This is a genomic window from Ruegeria sp. K5, assembly GCF_056531805.1.
This window is the reverse complement of the sequence record NZ_JBQFML010000001.1, coordinates 1,403,267-1,419,738: the sequence shown is the minus strand read 5'-3', so window position 1 is coordinate 1,419,738 and position 16,472 is coordinate 1,403,267. Positions and strand designations below refer to the sequence as shown.

General features: G+C 60.4%; 14 protein-coding genes. 5 read left to right on the top strand and 9 right to left on the bottom strand.

What is annotated here, in order from left to right; genetic code table 11:
• The first annotated feature begins 14 nt into the window (after window positions 1-14).
• The 4 genes from ACR0MO_RS07005 (at window position 15) to ACR0MO_RS06990 (ending at window position 4,235) form a co-directional block, all read left to right on the top strand.
• Window positions 15-1,103 carry an aromatic ring-hydroxylating oxygenase subunit alpha gene (locus ACR0MO_RS07005; RefSeq protein WP_170622604.1) on the top strand — a complete coding sequence of 363 codons (1,089 nt, stop codon included), beginning with the start codon at window positions 15-17 and terminating at the stop codon, window positions 1,101-1,103.
• 73 nt (window positions 1,104-1,176) lie between these two features.
• Window positions 1,177-2,631, top strand: coding sequence for an aldehyde dehydrogenase family protein (locus ACR0MO_RS07000; RefSeq protein ID WP_480890363.1), 1,455 nt, complete (start codon window positions 1,177-1,179; stop codon window positions 2,629-2,631).
• 3 nt (window positions 2,632-2,634) lie between these two features.
• Entirely contained in the window at window positions 2,635-3,855 is a 1,221-nt protein-coding gene (locus ACR0MO_RS06995; RefSeq protein WP_480890360.1) for a Coenzyme F420 hydrogenase/dehydrogenase, beta subunit C-terminal domain, read from the top strand.
• Complete coding sequence (locus tag ACR0MO_RS06990; protein WP_170622607.1) at window positions 3,855-4,235, top strand: carboxymuconolactone decarboxylase family protein; 381 nt, start codon at window positions 3,855-3,857, stop codon at window positions 4,233-4,235. The genes ACR0MO_RS06995 and ACR0MO_RS06990 overlap by 1 nt, the downstream gene beginning before the upstream one ends.
• An 80-nt stretch (window positions 4,236-4,315) precedes the next feature.
• Here the strand turns inward: ACR0MO_RS06990 and ACR0MO_RS06985 are convergent, their stop codons facing one another.
• From ACR0MO_RS06985 to ACR0MO_RS06975, 3 genes are all read right to left on the bottom strand, one after another.
• Window positions 4,316-5,368: a betaine/proline/choline family ABC transporter ATP-binding protein gene (locus tag ACR0MO_RS06985; protein WP_170622608.1), complete on the bottom strand. Its 1,053-nt coding sequence runs from the start codon at window positions 5,366-5,368 to the stop codon at window positions 4,316-4,318.
• An 11-nt stretch (window positions 5,369-5,379) separates the two neighbouring features.
• Window positions 5,380-6,414, bottom strand: a complete 1,035-nt coding sequence (locus ACR0MO_RS06980; protein WP_170630519.1) for an ABC transporter permease subunit — start codon at window positions 6,412-6,414, stop codon at window positions 5,380-5,382.
• Window positions 6,415-6,573: 159 nt separating this feature from the next.
• Window positions 6,574-8,592 carry a CocE/NonD family hydrolase gene (locus tag ACR0MO_RS06975; protein ID WP_480890357.1) on the bottom strand — a complete coding sequence of 673 codons (2,019 nt, stop codon included), beginning with the start codon at window positions 8,590-8,592 and terminating at the stop codon, window positions 6,574-6,576.
• A gap of 341 nt (window positions 8,593-8,933) precedes the next feature.
• On the opposite strand from ACR0MO_RS06975, the gene ACR0MO_RS06970 reads away from it, so the two are divergent.
• Window positions 8,934-9,902, top strand: a complete 969-nt coding sequence (locus tag ACR0MO_RS06970) for an ABC transporter substrate-binding protein (RefSeq protein ID WP_170622611.1) — start codon at window positions 8,934-8,936, stop codon at window positions 9,900-9,902.
• A gap of 87 nt (window positions 9,903-9,989) precedes the next feature.
• Here ACR0MO_RS06970 and ACR0MO_RS06965 read toward each other — a convergent pair whose 3' ends face one another.
• From ACR0MO_RS06965 to betC, 6 genes are read right to left on the bottom strand one after another with little or no spacing between them, the layout of a single operon-like run.
• Window positions 9,990-10,925: a 3-hydroxyacyl-CoA dehydrogenase NAD-binding domain-containing protein gene (locus ACR0MO_RS06965; protein ID WP_480584058.1), complete on the bottom strand. Its 936-nt coding sequence runs from the start codon at window positions 10,923-10,925 to the stop codon at window positions 9,990-9,992.
• Window positions 10,925-11,674: an SDR family NAD(P)-dependent oxidoreductase gene (locus ACR0MO_RS06960; protein ID WP_480890355.1), complete on the bottom strand. Its 750-nt coding sequence runs from the start codon at window positions 11,672-11,674 to the stop codon at window positions 10,925-10,927. Before ACR0MO_RS06960 ends, ACR0MO_RS06965 begins: the two co-directional genes overlap by 1 nt.
• Window positions 11,667-13,088, bottom strand: coding sequence for an aminobutyraldehyde dehydrogenase (locus ACR0MO_RS06955; protein ID WP_480584052.1), 1,422 nt, complete (start codon window positions 13,086-13,088; stop codon window positions 11,667-11,669). Before ACR0MO_RS06955 ends, ACR0MO_RS06960 begins: the two co-directional genes overlap by 8 nt.
• 12 nt (window positions 13,089-13,100) lie before the next feature.
• Entirely contained in the window at window positions 13,101-14,036 is a 936-nt protein-coding gene (gene kce / locus ACR0MO_RS06950; protein WP_170622615.1) for a 3,5-dioxohexanoate:acetyl-CoA acetone transferase, read from the bottom strand.
• Window positions 14,037-14,039: 3 nt separating this feature from the next.
• On the bottom strand, window positions 14,040-14,834 hold the full coding sequence (locus ACR0MO_RS06945) for an SDR family oxidoreductase (RefSeq protein WP_170630514.1): 795 nt from the start codon (window positions 14,832-14,834) through the stop codon (window positions 14,040-14,042).
• Window positions 14,824-16,371, bottom strand: a complete 1,548-nt coding sequence (gene betC, locus ACR0MO_RS06940; RefSeq protein ID WP_480890351.1) for a choline-sulfatase — start codon at window positions 16,369-16,371, stop codon at window positions 14,824-14,826. Before betC ends, ACR0MO_RS06945 begins: the two co-directional genes overlap by 11 nt.
• Window positions 16,372-16,472 lie beyond the last annotated feature (101 nt).

Here is a 16,472-nt window from a genome sequence, read left to right as displayed (position 1 = left end):
GATGAGGAACCCAAATGAATAAGCCGCTCACCCATTCGCTGGACGCCAGCTACTATACGGATTCCGCCGTCTTCGAGAATGAGATGAACGGCCTTCTGGCGCGGACCTGGCAATTTGCGGGGCATTCGGCGGATATCCCGAATGTCGGCGACTATTTTGCGTTTCAGATCGCCGGGCAGAACCTGTTTGCCATTCGCGGGCGGGATGAGGTGATCCGCACCTTCTATAACGTGTGCCAGCATCGCGCCCATGAGATGGTGACTGGCACCGGGAACACGCGCGTTGTTGTGTGCCCCTACCACCAATGGACCTATGAGCTGACCGGCGGCCTGCGCGCCGGGCCGAACATCAAGAAAGTGCCCGGATTTGATCGCGAAAAGATTTGCCTGACCGAGGTTCGGACCGAGATCTTTCTGGGTTTCATCTTCGTCAATCTCGACAGGGACGCCGCGCCGATGGACGAATGGTATCCCGGCGTGCGGGAAGAGATCGCCGAATTTGTCCCACAGATCAATGACCTTGCGCCGTTGGAATGGGTGGAAATCCCCGAAAGCTGCAACTGGAAGGTTTCGGTCGAGAATTACTCGGAATGCTATCACTGCCCGACCAACCACCCGACCTTCGCGGAAGGCGTGGTGAAGCCCGAGACCTATGACATTCAGCCGGATTCAGATGGCGGCTATGTTCTGCGCCACACGACCGAGTGTCAGGCCCTTGAAAAGATGACCTACCCCATCGACATGACGGTGCCGCATGCGGGTGACTACCAGTCGTGGTTTCTGTGGCCGATGTTCTCGTTCCAGTGTTATCCGGGCAATGTGCTGAACACCTATCACTGGCGCGCTGAAACCGTCGATAGCTGCACGGTCTGGCGTGGCTGGTATACCGAAGGCGGCCATGAAAGCGATGTGATCCGCGGGCTTGCCGTGCAGGACCGGGAAACTACTGTGGCCGAGGATATTCGTCTGGTCGAATCCGTCTATCGTGGTTTGAAATCAAAAGGCTACGTGCCTGGCCCACTGGTGCTGGACCCCGAGGGCGGCGTGATGAGCGAGCATTCGATTGCCAAGTTGCAGCAATGGATGCGCGACGCGGTCGACTGAAACTCAGAATAGCGAAAGACAAGTTGTTCTAGGAATGCCAAGCGCGTTCCCTGAATACCCGGAGGCGCGAGATATGCATGACGTGAAACCCTATTGGCAGAACTATATCGACGGGCAATGGGTCGATGGCGGCGCGGGCCGCATTGATGTTGTCGATCCCGCCACGGGTGAGAAACTGGCCGAACACGCTTTGGCCGATGCCGCTGACGTGGACCGCGCCGTTCAGGCCGCGCGCCGGGTGCATCTGTCAGGCGCGCTTGGCGCGCTGCGCCCGGTCGAACGCGGGCGGATGGTTCAGGCCATCGGTCGCTATCTGCTGGATCATATCGATGAGATCGCGCCCGTTCTGACGCTGGAACAGGGTAAACCCCTTTGGGAAGCGCGGATCGAGGTCGAGGGCGCAGCGCGGTATTTCGAATATTACGGCAATCAGGCCGAAACGGTCGAGGGGCGCTCGATCCCGCTGGGGGCGAATTACTTCGACTTCACCACCTACGAACCTTACGGGGTTTCGGCGCAGATCATCCCGTGGAATTACCCTGTCGAGATGACAGCGCGGTCTTTGTCCGCCGCGCTGGCCACGGGCAACACCTGCGTGATCAAGACACCTGAACTGACCCCGCTGACCAACGCCTGGTTCGCCCACGCCGCCGAGGTGGTTGGTCTGCCCGCAGGCGCGGTGAACATCCTGTGTGGCTTGGGGCACGAGGCCGGGGCAGCCCTGTCCGCTCACCCGCATGTCAACCAGATCGTCTTCACCGGATCGGTTCCCACAGGCGTCGCTATCGCCACCGCAGCGGCGCAAAACGTTGTACCATGTGTGTTGGAGCTGGGCGGAAAATCGGCGGCCATCGTTCATAGCGACGCCGATATCGACGCCTTCACCAATGATGCCCGTTGGGGCATTTTCTTCAACGCCGGACAGGTATGTTCCGCCATGAGCCGTGTGATCGTGCATGAGGATGTGCATGACACGCTTGTCGGAAAACTGGTGGACATGGCCAAGGGGCTGTCGGTCGGTGCAGGGATCGAGCGCGCCGAATTCGGTGCCAACATGGGTGCCATGGTCAGTCAGGCGCAACGGGACCGCGCCTTTGGCATGGTATCACAAGCCGTGTCGGACGGGGCCAGGGCCGCAACCGGCGGGCGCAAGCTGAACCGGCCCGGCGCGTTTCTGGAACCGACCATCCTGTGCGATGTTTCACCCGATATGACCATCGCCAATGAAGAGGCCTTTGCCCCGGTTCTGTCGGTCCTGAAATTCAAATCCGACGCCGAGGCGATCGAGATTGCCAACGGTACCCCTTATGGTCTGGTCGGGGGCGTCTTTACCCGCGATATTGACCGCGCCACGCAGGCGGCCCGACAAATCCGCGCCGGTCAGGTCTTTGTGAATGAATGGTTTGCAGGCGGCGTCGAAACCCCGTTTGGTGGCTATGGAAAATCCGGATATGGGCGCGAAAAGGGCCGCGAGGCGCTGTGGAACTACGTGCAAACCAAGAACGTCGCGATCCGGTTGAGGGCATAAGGTATGCGACACCCGCACTCCGTGAAAGATGTGGTCAATGCCGGTCTGTGTATCGGGTGCGGGTTGTGCGAGGCTGTGGCCCCCGCGCGTTGGAAAATGGCCTATACGGCCGAAGGTCGGCTGCGCCCTGCGGAAATCGGGCCCGGCTCGGATGCCGAAATTCTGCGCGCCTGTCCCGGCGCGGTTGCGCGCCCGAATGCTGAACCTTCGGCGCATACGGATCAGATCTGGGGCGGCTATCACAGCATGCAGGAAGCCTGGGCCGCAGACCCGGACATTCGCTATCGCGCGGCAACTGGCGGAGTTTTAACGGCGCTTGGTGTTCACCTGCTGCGATCCGGGCAGGCCAAATTCATCCTGCATTGCGCCGCCTTGCCGGATGACCCGATGCGCACCGGTTGGTGCATCAGCGAAACGCCAGAGCAGGTCGTGGCGCGGGCGGGGTCGCGATATGGGCCCAGCGACACTCTGGCCGGTCTGAGCGCTGCGCTGGACCGGGACGCGCCCTTTGCCATCATAGCCAAACCCTGCGATGCCGGGGCCGTGCGGGCGCGGGCAGAGGAAGATGAGCGGTTGCGCCGAAATCTGGTCGCCCTGCTGGTGATGGTGTGTGGCGGGGCGTCGGACCTTGGCAAATCGCAGGCGGTTCTGGATGAATATGACCTGTCGGAACGGGACGTGACCCTGTTTCGCTATCGTGGGTATGGAAACCCCGGTGCCACGCGGATCGAAACCGGCGACGGGCAGGTGTTTGAAAAGACCTATCTGGATATGTGGGCGGACGAATCTGGCTGGCGCATCCAAAGTCGCTGCAAGCTCTGCCCGGATGCCTTGGGCGAGGCTGCCGATATTGCCGCCGCTGATATCTGGCCCGGTGGCGCACCGGTGGGTGAGGATGAGGGATTCAACGGCGTGATCACCCGCACAACCGCCGGAGAGGATCTGTATCGCGCGGCCTGCGCCGCAGGCGATCTGCAGTCTGGCCAGACCATCACCCCGCGCATGTTCGACGATTTCCAACCCCATCAGGTCCGCAAGAAACACGCTTTGGCAGCCCGGTTGAGGGGCATGACAGACGCTGGCGCCCCGGTCTACGCCCATGACGGTTTGCGACTGGATGCTCTGGACGCCAAAGACCCCGACGAAGAGGCCGGAACCGCCAGACGCGTGCGCGAGGGCCGCTTTTATGAAAGCCTTCCGAAGATTGAAACAGGAGACACGTAATGGACAATGATCTGTTCGAAAAAGGGCTGGAACAGCGCAAGGCGACGCTGGGGGCCGAGTATGTCGAAAAAAACCTGGCCGCAGCCGATGATTTCACGCGTCCCTTTCAAGAGGCGATGACCGCCTGGTGCTGGGGCTTTGGCTGGGGCGATGACACGATTGACGCCAAGACACGCTCGATGATGAACCTGTCCATGATCGGCGCGCTTGGGAAGATGCATGAATGGGAAATCCACTGCAAAGGCGCGCTGAACAATGGGGTCTCCAAGGAAGAGATTCAGGCGATCATTCACGTGATCGGCATCTATTGCGGCGTGCCGCAGTCACTGGAATGCTTCCGCGTCGCGCGCAAGGTTCTGGAGGAGCGCGGGCTGCTCTGACGTCTGTCTGCAGGGTAAACATGCCATCTGAGTGACCATCCGTGGCCGGGAAGCGGCCACGGATTTCGGGGATTGTGCCCCTAAATGCGGCGTGATGCGCTTTCGGATGCGGCGGAAGGCACCAGTGCCCGCACCAGATCCTTCATGTCCAAAACGCCCACATCCTGCCCGTTGGATTGTACCTTGTAGGTCTTGTAGGTGTCGCCGCCGGACAGGCCGATCAGGTGCTCAAGGTTGTCGTCCACATCGACCACCCCGGCGAAATCGGTCTCGCCATTCATCGGGTGCATGACGGACCGGACGCGCAGAACGCGGGCACGGTTAATGTCGCTGACGAAATCCTCGATATACGGATCGTTCGGGTTCAGCAGGATATGCTGCGGTTCACCCTGTTGGACCACGTAGCCGTCTTTCAGGATCACCAGGTGATCGGCCAGTTTCAGCGCTTCGTCCAGATCATGAGTGATGAACACGATGGTCTTGTGCAGGTCCTTTTGCAGCTCCAGCAACAGGTCCTGCATGTCGGTCCGGATCAGCGGATCGAGCGCCGAGAACGCCTCGTCCATCAACATGATCGGGCTGTCCGAGGCCAGGGCGCGGGCGATCCCCACCCGCTGCTGCATACCGCCCGACAATTGGTGCGGATAGCGCTTTTCGAACCCGGCCAGACCGACGCGGGCCAGCCACTTTCGGGCCTCTGCCAGACGTTCGTCATGGCTTTCGCCGCGCACTTCGCGGGCCATGGCGGCATTTTCCTCGACCGTGCGATGCGGCAACAGCGCGAATTTCTGGAACACCATCGACATCACGTTGCGCCGCAGATCGCGCAGGCGCTGTTCGCCATAGCTCAGCACATCTTCGCCGCGCACATCGATACTGCCTGCCGTGGGTTCGATCAGGCGGTTCAGGTGCCGGATCAGGGTCGATTTCCCCGACCCGGACAGGCCCATGATCACGGTGATCTCACCTTCCTGCATGTCGACATTGATGTCACGCAGGCCCAGCACGTGCTGGTGTTTCTCAAGCAGTTCGGCCTTGTCCATGCCTTGCAGAACCTGAGGCATCACCGATTTCGGGTTTGCGCCGAAGATCTTGTACAGTCCTTTGATGGAGACAATCGGGGTCTTGGTCATATCATGCCTCCTTAGTGATGCGTGGATTCGTCGACGCGCGACAGGGCGGCCTTGGACACACGGTCCAGCAGGATTGCCAGCAAAACGATGCAAAAGCCCGATACCAGACCAACCCCAAGTTCGAGGTTACGAATGCCGCGCAGAACCAGAACACCCAAACCGGGGGCCGAGACCAGCGAGGCGATAACCACCATGGCCAGGCTCATCATGATCGTCTGGTTCAGGCCGGCCATGATGTTGGGCAGGGCCAGCGGGATTTCGACCTTGAACAGCTTCTGGCGCGCGGTCATGCCAAACGCATCTGCCGCCTCGATCACGTCCTTGTTGACCAGACGGATACCCAGATCGGTCAGGCGGATGATCGGCACTATTGCATAAAGGATAATGGCAATACCGTAGAGTTTGGATTCCGTGACGCTGAACAAAAAGATCAGCGGGATCAGATAGACAAAGCTGGGCAGGGTTTGCAGCATATCCAGGATCGGGATGACCGATTTCTGCGTCTTGTCCGATTTAGACATAAGGATTCCGATCGGAACGCCAAAAAGGACGCACAGGAAGGTGCAAACAAAGATGATCGACAAGGTCTGGACGGCGAATGTGTAGTGGTCGATGAAGGCCATGAACAGGAAGGTCACGGCAACCAGTATGGTAACCGACGCCTTGCGCACCGCCAGATGTGTCCCGATCAGGATCAGCGGGATCAGGATGAACCACGGGATTGCCAGAAACAGCCACAGCGACCCGTCCAGCATCCAGCTGAGCGGTTGCGTGAGCGGATCGAGAATGAATTTCAGACCATCCTTGATTGCCAGAAAACCATTCTCGACCCCCGATGTCATGTCCCGTGTCTGGGCGATGGCCGGGCAGGCATCGTGCAGCGCATCAAGCGACGGAAACGGCGTTTCATACCAGGGGGTCTTGGCTTCGCTGCCTTTGACCTGCGCCATAAGATCTGTGAGTGAAAGCTGTTCGCCGCCGGTCTTCCCGGCATTGCACCATTCCGTAAGGCCAAGCGTGCTGAATAGCCAATCGTAAGTTGCCATTGTACCCCTCTGCGTTCCGGGTCAGGCCAGCGAGGACGCCGCCCGGTGTTGGACTAGTTTTATTGTTGTATTTGTGCGCAAACCTTAGCCCGAGCAGCAACGTTTCACCAGCGATGCGAGGCGTCTTTGCAAATCAATCTCAGATGTGCTGCATCTGCGTCAGTTCAGGTGTCTGGGCACGGTTTCGTCCCAATGTTCTTCGTGCACCAGCTTGTCACCTTCGAAGGCGCGCAGGCTTGCCTTGATCTGCCAGTCCGTCAGGCGGGCAGTCATACTGACCCCGGTTTCAGTGCGAATGGACCAGTCGCCGCGCGACATTTCATAGACCCACGTCGTTTGGCCCACAGCGCCTTCGGGGTCATGGTCCGATGCGCTGAAGGATTCCCGGCCCTGCACGCTCAGTTCAAGGTTGTTTTCGACGATCCGGTACCGGCCTGTTGCGTGTTGTGAAACCACGGTTGTGACGCCATTGACCACATCATGGGTCACCCAACGCCCGCCTTCGGCCGCTTCCAGCATTTCGGTTTCCAGCGCCGGGGCCTGCGCGGCCGGCGGATACTCATGCAGCGTTTCGTCGATTGGGTTTGGCTGCCTGTCCGGCAGCGTCAGGCGGCAGTTTTCAAGCTTCAGCTCCAGTGTCGCGGCTTCCGGCGCGGGCCAGATCAGTGGGAAACACTGTGTCGAAAGCGCGATCCTGATGCGGCTGCCTGCCCCGAACCGATGCGCGATGGCGCGCAAAGGGATTTCGATCTCATAGTCCTGCCCCGGTACCAGAGGTTCAGGGCTTTTGTGACCATTGCGATGGGTCAGGTTCAAAACGGCATAGGTCACACGAGAGGATGTTCCATCGGGCAACACCTCATTCAGACGCGCTGCGATCTGGGCCACGGGTTTGTCCGAAGTGAAAGCCAGACGCAGAACCGGTTGGCCGACGATTTCAAATGGTTCGGTCAGGCGATTGCTGTCGAAACAGACCGACACGGCGTCGTCGCGCCGTTGATCGCCGGGTAAATCGCCGTCGCTGGCAAAGGCGCACCAGAAACCGGCATTGCCGCCAACCATGACCGGCGAATTGACAGGCACCCTGCCCGCGCTGCGCGGGATCGGTGAAAGTCCAAAATTTTCATCGAAATACCAATGGTTTGCACCGATTGAAGGCGATGGCCAGGTTTCCTCGGCCACCCAATGGCCTTCACGATGTTCCATTGCCGCTGCCGGGTCCGCGCTGTGCTGCATATATAGCCGCAGCATCGGTTCCTCCATGATGCCGGTGTCGCGGCCTTTCAGCCAATGATCCCACCAGCGCAGAACCTCTTGGAGGAACCCGATTTGCGGCCCCGGATTGCCAGCGTTTGGCATCACATGCGCCCATGGTCCGATCAGCCCTTTGCGCGGCACTTGCAGATGTTCCATCATCCGAAAGACCGCCGGATAATAGCCGTCGGCCCAGCCCGAGACTGCAAAGACCGGAATGCGGATGCGCGAGAAATCCTCGCACACCGAGCCATGTTTCCAATAGTCATCGCGGGTTTGGTGCTGCATCCATGTCTTCAGCCAAAGGCCCGAGCCGCGCAGCCGGTCTAGCCACATGTCGCGCCAGCGATCACCGACATTTGCCGGGTCCGGCGGCATGGTGTTCTTGCCGAACATCGTCGAGGACCAGGTCAGTTGCTCACCCAGCACGCAGCCGCCGGAATAGTGGATGTCGTCGGCATAGCGGTCATCGGTTGAACACAGCGTCATCACCGCCTTCAAGGCCGGAGGTTGCAACGCAGCGATTTGCAGCCCGTTGAACCCGGACCAAGACTTGCCGGTGATGCCGACCTTGCCGTCACACCAGGTCTGCGCAGCGATCCATGCAATCACCTCGCACCCGTCCTGAAGTTCCTGCGGCGTGTATTCATCGGTCAACACGCCCTCGGAATCCCCGCTGCCGCGCAGGTCAACCCGCACCACGGCGTATCCGTGACCCGCGAGGTACGGGTACAATGTCACGTCCCTTTCGGCCATGATGTCGTTCTTGCGATAGGGTTGAAATTCAAAGATCGCAGGGACCGGTGGCGCCTCGGCGTTTTCGGGCATCCAGATCCGTGCACCCAATCTGCATCCATCGGACATGGCGATATCAGTGTGATAGATTTCGCGGACGGGATTGGGGAAATCAGAAACGATGTTCATGCGGGCACCCGCCTTCCTGCTGCGGGTTGAGACTCCAGTGGCTTCCAGCCCACGGACAGGTTTCGGTGCACCATCATGATTCCTCCTGTCGGTCAGCATTTTTGGCTTGGGCACTTATGTCAATTTTGAATTCCTCCGCCCTCGTGCAGGACCCGCTAAAGGGAAACCAACCGGGTCGGCGGTATGATCAGCGAACAGCGATATGACTGATTATGTTAATTCGGCGACTGTCTGAGAAAAATGACAGAACGGCAATTGATGCAATCTAGCGGTTCAATTGCCAGAAGCGCTCGATAATAATGGCGCATGATAAAAACGAATCTTGCTACAGGGAGAAAGCAATGAAACTCAAGACACTACTGGCTGCATCGGCTCTTGCGACCGGGTTCAGCGCAACCACGGCACTGGCCGATTGCGGTGAGGTTTCGATCACTGAAATGGACTGGGCCTCGTCCGCGGTTGTAACTGCGGTGGCCAAGTTCCTGCTTGAGAACGGATATGGCTGCACGGTTGCTGCGGTTCCGTCCTCGACCACGCCTGCGATGGCGTCGATTGCGGAAACCGGCGAGCCTGACATCCTGACCGAATTGTGGACCAACTCTTCACCGGTATATGAAGAGCTGCGCGCCGACGGCAAACTTGTCGAACTGGCGAATGTTCTGGCTGATGGCGGGGTCGAGGCATGGTGGATTCCAGCCTATCTGGCCGAAGAGCACCCCGAACTGACAACGGTCGAAGGTATTCTGGCCAATCCTGAACTGGTCGGTGGCCGGTTCCATGACTGCCCGTCGGGTTGGGCCTGTGATGTGGTGAACAACAACAACCTCAAAGCGCTCAACATGACCGAGAACGGGATTGAGCGGTTCCAGCACGGGTCCGGCGAAACGCTGGCCACCGCAATCGCGGCGGCCTATGCGGCGAAAGAGCCCTGGTTCGGTTACTACTGGGCACCCACTTCGGTTCTTGGCAAGTATCCGATGGTTCAGGTCGAAACCGCACCCTTCGATCAGGATGCACACACCTGCAACGGTGACCCGGAATGCGCAAACCCGGTGCTGTCCGCCTATCCGACCGCCAAGGTTGTGACCGCCGTGGCCCCGTCCCTGCTGGAGCGTGAGCCGGACGTAGTTGAGTTCCTCAAGAAGATGTCTTTCTCGAACGATCAGATGGGCACGGTTTTGGCCTGGCAGGATGACAATGGCGCATCTTATGACGAGGCCGCCGTTTACTTCCTGACCAACTATCAGGACACATGGTCGGAATGGCTGAACGACGATGCGCGCGGCAACCTGTCGGCGCTGCTTCAGTAAGCCAGTTTGTCAGATCCCTCCGGCTGCTTGAGTGTCCGGAGGGATGTGAGAGTAAAGAAAGCGCCGCGTGTTGAGCGGCGCTTTTTCTTAGCTTGTATCGCGCAATCCCGTTGTGGCTTTTTGCATCGCAAGGATCAATGCGTCCCGCTTGGCGGACAACTCCGCCGGGCTTTGGCCCTTCGCGGCCTCGCCGACGCCCGCGATCAGGTGTTGGGCGACGGATTCGTCCAGATGGATCTGGCCCAGATCGTCCCACCAGCCATTGAACGTGTCCGAGAAATGATCGCAAAACGCGCGCAGACCGCCCTCTCCCGCGCCGAGGTTGAACAGCATGGTTGGCCCCATCGCCGCCCATCGCAGCCCCGGCCCGGCCCAAACGGCCTTGTCCACATCCTCGACCGAGGCGACCCCATCCATCACAAGGCTGATCGCTTCGCGCCAGATCGCCGCCTGCAGGCGATTGGCCACATGGCCCGGTCGTTCCTTGTTCACCCGGATTGTGACCTTGCCGACAGCTTCGTAGAACCGCTCGGCCCCGTCCACGGCGCTGGCATCGGTTCGGTCATTTCCCATCACCTCGACCAGCGGGATCAGATGCGGGGGGTTGAACGGGTGACCCAGCACAAAGCGGGCGGGATTGGCCCAGCCGCCCTGCATCTGGCCCAGCGTCAGGCCCGAGGCTGAACTGGCCACGATGGCGTTCGGGTTCAGCACCGGTTCGATCTCGGCAAAGGTTGCGTGCTTGATGTTGATACGCTCGGGCACGTTCTCCTGCACGAAGTCCGCGCCCTCAACTGCGGCGGCGGCGCTTGGGTGAAATCGGATCGCATCCGGGTTGCCGTATTTGGTCAGGCCCAGTTCGGTCAGTGTGGGCCAGGCCATCTCGATGTACTCGCGCACGGAGGTCTCGACCGTCGGGGCCGGATCAAACAGCGCTACCGAACACCCCGAGGCCAGAAACAGCGCGGCCCAGCTGGCACCGATGACGCCGCCGCCCAGACAGGCAGTGTGTTGAAATTCCATCAGAACAATCCCGGATTGAGGGGTGAGGCAGCCGTCATGCCGCCATCCACCGTGAAACATTCACCGCTGACATAGGCGGCTTTCTCAGAGGCCAGCCATGACACCATATTGGCGACATCCTGCGGTTGGCCGAACCGGCCCACCGGATGACGGGCCAGCGCGTCGGCCATGGCTTTGTCGGGGTCTTGCGCCAACGCGAACCCATCCTCGGCCATCTCGGTCATGATCCAGCCGGGCCGGATCGCATTGCAGCGCACCTTGGGCCCGTGATCCACCGCGATCGAGCGTGTCAGCCCGTGAACCCATGCCTTGGACGCGTTGTAAAGCGCCATCGACGGGTCCGCGACCATGCCCGAGATCGAGCCGATATTGATGATATTGCCGTCATGCTCGCTCATATCCGGCAGCGCCGCGCGACACATGTTGAACACGCCCTTGCAATTGACGTTCATCACCAGATCCCAGTCGGCATCGTCACTGTCGGCTATGGTCTTTTCGACCTGCACACCTGCGTTGTTGACCAACAGGGCAACCGGGCCAAAGGCCGCTTTGGCGTCGTCGAACAGCCGCGAGGCATCGGCGGTTTTGGAGACGTCCGCAGTGACCCACATGACCGCTTCGGGCAGGCCCTCGGGCCGTGCGCCGCGTCCGCAGGTTACGACGTTGAACCCGTCCGAGACCAGTTGATCGACGATGGCGCGCCCGATGCCCCGGCTTCCGCCTGTCACAAGTGCGGTTTGCTTATCCATGGGCGATCATCACATGTCTGACTGCGGTATAGGCGTCCAGCGCAAAGACACTCATATCGCAGCCTGTGCCCGAGGATTTCATAGCGGCCCAAGGCATCTCGGGCGTCGCCACGCCGTGGGTGTTTACCCAAGTGAACCCATAGCGCAGCTTGGCGCTCATCCGCATCGCGCGGCCCGTATTGTTGGTCCAGACCGACGAGGCCAGCCCAAACGGGCCGGTATTGGCGACCCTCAGGGCCTCTTCTTCGGTACTGAACCGCGAGATGGTCACGACGGGGCCGAAGATTTCGGTGCAGAACACCTCGGCATCATGCGGGACGTTGGCCAGAACGCTCGGTTCATAGAAAAAGCCCGGGCCGTCGATCATGTTGCCGCCCGTTACAACTTCGCACGTGTCGCGGGCGCGGTCCACGAAACCGGCCACGGTGTTGCGTTGTGTGGCCGAGATGATCGGGCCCATCTCGGTCCCTTCGGCCTTTTGCGCGCCGACCTTGATCTGCCCGACCTGATCGACCACGGCAGCGACCACCTTGTCATAGACCTCATCCGCGACCAGCAACCGGCAGGGCTGTGCGCAATCCTGCCCGGCGTTGAAGAACGAACCATAGCGCACCGTCTCGGCCACCGCGTCGATATCGGCATCCTCGAACACGATGACTGGGGCTTTGCCGCCCAGTTCCAGATGCACATGGCGGATCTTGCGCGACGCGGCTTTCATCGCCTCATACCCGGTTGCGGTTGAGCCGGTGATCGAGATCGCCTCGGTCCGTGGATCATTGATCATCCGGTCGCCGATTTCGCGCCCTGACCCGTGCAGTACGTTCACCACGCCTTTGGGCGCAACATCGGCGATCAACTGCGCCGCGCGCAGGGTCGAAAGCGGTGTCAATTGCGAGGGTTTCAGGGTCACAGGACACCCCGCCGCCAAAGGCGCGGCCAGTTTCCACGAGGCCATCATCAGCGGATAGTTCCATGGTGCGATTGCTGCGACCGGACCTACCGGGTCCTTGCGGATCATGCTGGTATGGCCTGCCACATATTCGCCCGCCGTCACCCCGGCCATGGTGCGCGCGGCACCGGCGAAGAACTTGAACGTGTCCAAGGTCAACGGCATTTCATCGTCTAAGGCCGAGGGCCATGGTTTGCCCGCGTCAAGACTTTCCAACTCGGCCAGTTCTTCGGCGTGATCCTGTAGCACAGTCGCGATATTGGTCAGCAATTCCGAACGTTCCGCCGGGCTGGTCTGACCGTAAGTGTCGAACGCCTCATGCGCGGCTGCGGCGGCTGCATCGGCCTGCTCGGGCGTGGCGGCGTTGATGGCACAAATCTCTTCGCCGGTTGCCGGGTTCAGAACTGGGATCGCAGCGCCCTGCCCTTCGACCAGTTCGCCGTTGATCAGCATTTTTGTCTGCATTGTAACCTCTCCTCAGAACGCCACCTGATCGCCGCCCTTCAGGCCCAGTCGCGAACGCGCCTCGGCCGGGGTAGCGACCGAAAGGCCGAGATTTTCTATGATGCTGCGGATTTTGTTGACCTGCTGCGCGCTGGACACTGCCTTTTCGCCGGGGCCGATATAAAGGCTGTCCTCCATCCCCACGCGTACATTCCCGCCCAGCAAAGCGCTTTGCGTGGTAAAGGGTATCTGGTGCCGACCGGCGGCCAGAACCGACCATTCATAATCATCCCCGAACAGCTTGTTGGCGATGGTGTGCATATGCATCAGGTTGTCCAGATCAGCACCGACGCCGCCCAGAATGCCAAACACCATCTGCACAAAGATCGGCCCGTCGATCCAGCCCTGATCCCGGATCCAGGCCAGATTGTAGAGGTGGCCCAGATCGTAGCATTCGAACTCGAACCGTGTGCCGTGGCCCTGCCCCAGCTCTTTCAGGCAGTATTCGATATCCGCGAAGGTGTTGCGAAAGATGAAATCGCGGGTCATGTACAGAAACTCGGGCTCCCACGCGTGTTTCCAGTTCGAGTATTTGTCTTTCATCGGGAAGATGCCGAAATTCATCGACCCGATATTCATGCTGGCCATCTCGGGCGAGGCGCGGGTGGCGGCGCGCAGACGTTCCTCGCGCGTCATGCCCAGGCCGCCGCCGGTCGAGACGTTCATCACCGCGTCGGTGGCCTGTTTGATGCGGGGCAGAAACTCCATGAACAGATCGGGGTTCGGGTCGGGCTTGCCGGTGTCGGGGTCGCGCGCATGCAGGTGGATGATCGATGCGCCCGCCTCAGCCGCTTCGATACTGGCCGTTGCAATCTGGGTCGGGGTGATCGGCAGGTGTTCCGACATGGTGGGCGTGTGGATGCCACCGGTCGGGGCGCAGGTGATGATGACGGATTTCTGCTTTGCCATGGATTACAACCTCATCTGCTGCACTTGCGCGGACAGACCGCCATCCAAAACCCATAGCTGCCCCGAGGCATAGCGTGCCTCATCACTGGCCAGCCAGTTCACCAGATTGGCGATGTCTTCGGGGGTGCCATAGGTGCGCATCGGGTGCACATCGCGCACCGCCTGTTGCAACTGATCGATGGTCTTGCCGCCCCCGCCCGAGCCGTCACCGGTGAAGAAACTCTGCAACATCGGCGTGTCGATATAGCCGGGGCAGATCGCGTTTACGCGGATGCCTTCGGGGCCGTGATCGCAGGCCATGGCGCGGGTCAGGGCGTGCACCGCGCCCTTGGTGGCGCAATAGGCGGCGAGGCCGGGATCGGCGATGAACCCGTCATAGGAGCCGAAATTGATGATCGAGGCGCTGGTCCCGGATCTGGCCGCCGCCCGCAGCAACGGCAGAGCGTGTTTTGAGGTCAGGAACGTGCCGGTGCAATTGACCGCGAAGGATTGGTTCCACTCTTCCAGCGTGGTGTCTTCGATGGTCTTTTCGATCTCGATCCCGGCAGCGTTGACCAGAATGTCCAGCTTTCCGCATTCGGCCTGAACCTGCGCCATTGCGGCCTTTACGGCATCTTCATCGGCCACGTTCATTGGCACGAACCGGCTGCCGTCATCGTCATGGGCGTCCAGCGATCCCTGCGCCGTCAGATCAGCGGCATAGACCGTGGCCCCTTCGCGCAGGAACCGCGCGACAATGGCGCGCCCGATGCCGCCGCGCCCGCCTGTGACAAGCGCGACCTTGCTGTCAAGTTTCATCCATCTTGCCCTTTTTTAGCGGAGGAAAGCGGTAGCGGTCTGCGGCCACCGTCCAATCCATGTGATTGCGTACATATTGCTGGCTGGCATCCGAGGGCGGGTTGTAATCCCAATGCTCGCCCGCCCCGGCCTCCATCGCGGCATGCAGCGCGCGGCGGGACTTTTGCGTCGCGATCACGTCAGCCCGCAATTGCGCGCTATCCCATCGCGCGGCAACCTCGGCGGCGAAGGCCTGAGCCTGCGCCTGATAGGCCGGGTCGGCCGCAAGGTTGGTCTTTTCCAACGGGTCTTTCGCCAGATCATACAGCTGCGGCGGATCGGGGTCGCAATGAATGTATTTCAAAGGCCCCCGTCGGATCATGAAGACCGGAGAGGGCGTCATCTCGGCGCAGTATTCGCCAATGGCCTCGTCCACCGGATCGGCCTCGCCCCGCGCCAAAGGCATCAGGCTGCGGCCATCGACCGGTTCGCCAAACATGGTGTCATCTCCACCGGCGATCTCGACCAATGTGGGTAGCATATCGACCAGCGAGCAGGCATTGGCCGCAACCCCCTGTGCCACGCCGGGGCCTGCCATGATCAACGGCACCCGCGCCGAGGGTTCAAAGAAGTTCATCTTGTACCACAGCCCGCGTTCGCCCAGCATATCGCCGTGATCTGCGGTCACGATGATGATCGTGTTGTCGAGCTCACCCATGTCCTCCAGCGTTTTGACCATCTCGCCGATCTTGCTGTCGAAATAGCTGACATTGGCCAGATAGGCGCGGCGGGCGCGGCGGATTTCTTCCTCGGTCAGCGGGACATAGCTGGCCTCGATCCCGTCCATGACCCGACGCGAGAACGGGTCCTGTTCCTCGGGCGATAAAACGAAGTCCGGCATGTCGATCTGATCGTCGGAATAGAGATCCCAGAATTCGGGCTTGGCGACGTAAGGGTCATGCGGATGGATGAAACTGGCCACTATGGCAAAGGGGGCATCATCGCCTGCGGCGCGATCCCGGCCCCGGTCGATCAGCCAGCGGCGGGCGGCAAAGCCAACCTCATCATCATAGTCGGTCTGAAAGGTTGCGAAGGCAACGCCGCTTTCCTTGACCGTCTGCATGTTGTGATACCACTTGTCGATCCGCTCATCCGGCGCTTCCCAATCGGGCGTCCATGCGAAATCCGAGGGGTAGATATCGGTGGTCACGCGATCCTCGAACCCGTGTTTCTGGTCCGGTCCGACAAAGTGCATCTTGCCCGACAGACAGGTGCGATAGCCCAGCGATTTCAGGTAATGCGCAAAGGTCGGCACTGTCGCTTTGAACTCGGATGCGTTGTCATAGGCGGCGATCCGGCTGATCAACTGCCCCGACATGAAGGCAAAGCGCGAAGGCGCGCAAAGCGGCGAGTTGCAATAGGCCGCATCAAACCGCATGCCCCGTGCCGCAAGCGCATCCATGTGTGGAGTTTTGGCAACCTTGTGGCCGTAGGCACCACAGTAATGCGGTGCCAGCTGGTCTGCCATGATGATCACGATGTTTGGCTGATTTGGCACGATGCCCCTCCCCTATAAGCCGCTGATCCTTTGTCTCAGGCGGGGGTTGGGGGCGGTTCGTATCGCATCGGTTTAGCGCCCGGTCGGGTTGAGAACGGAAT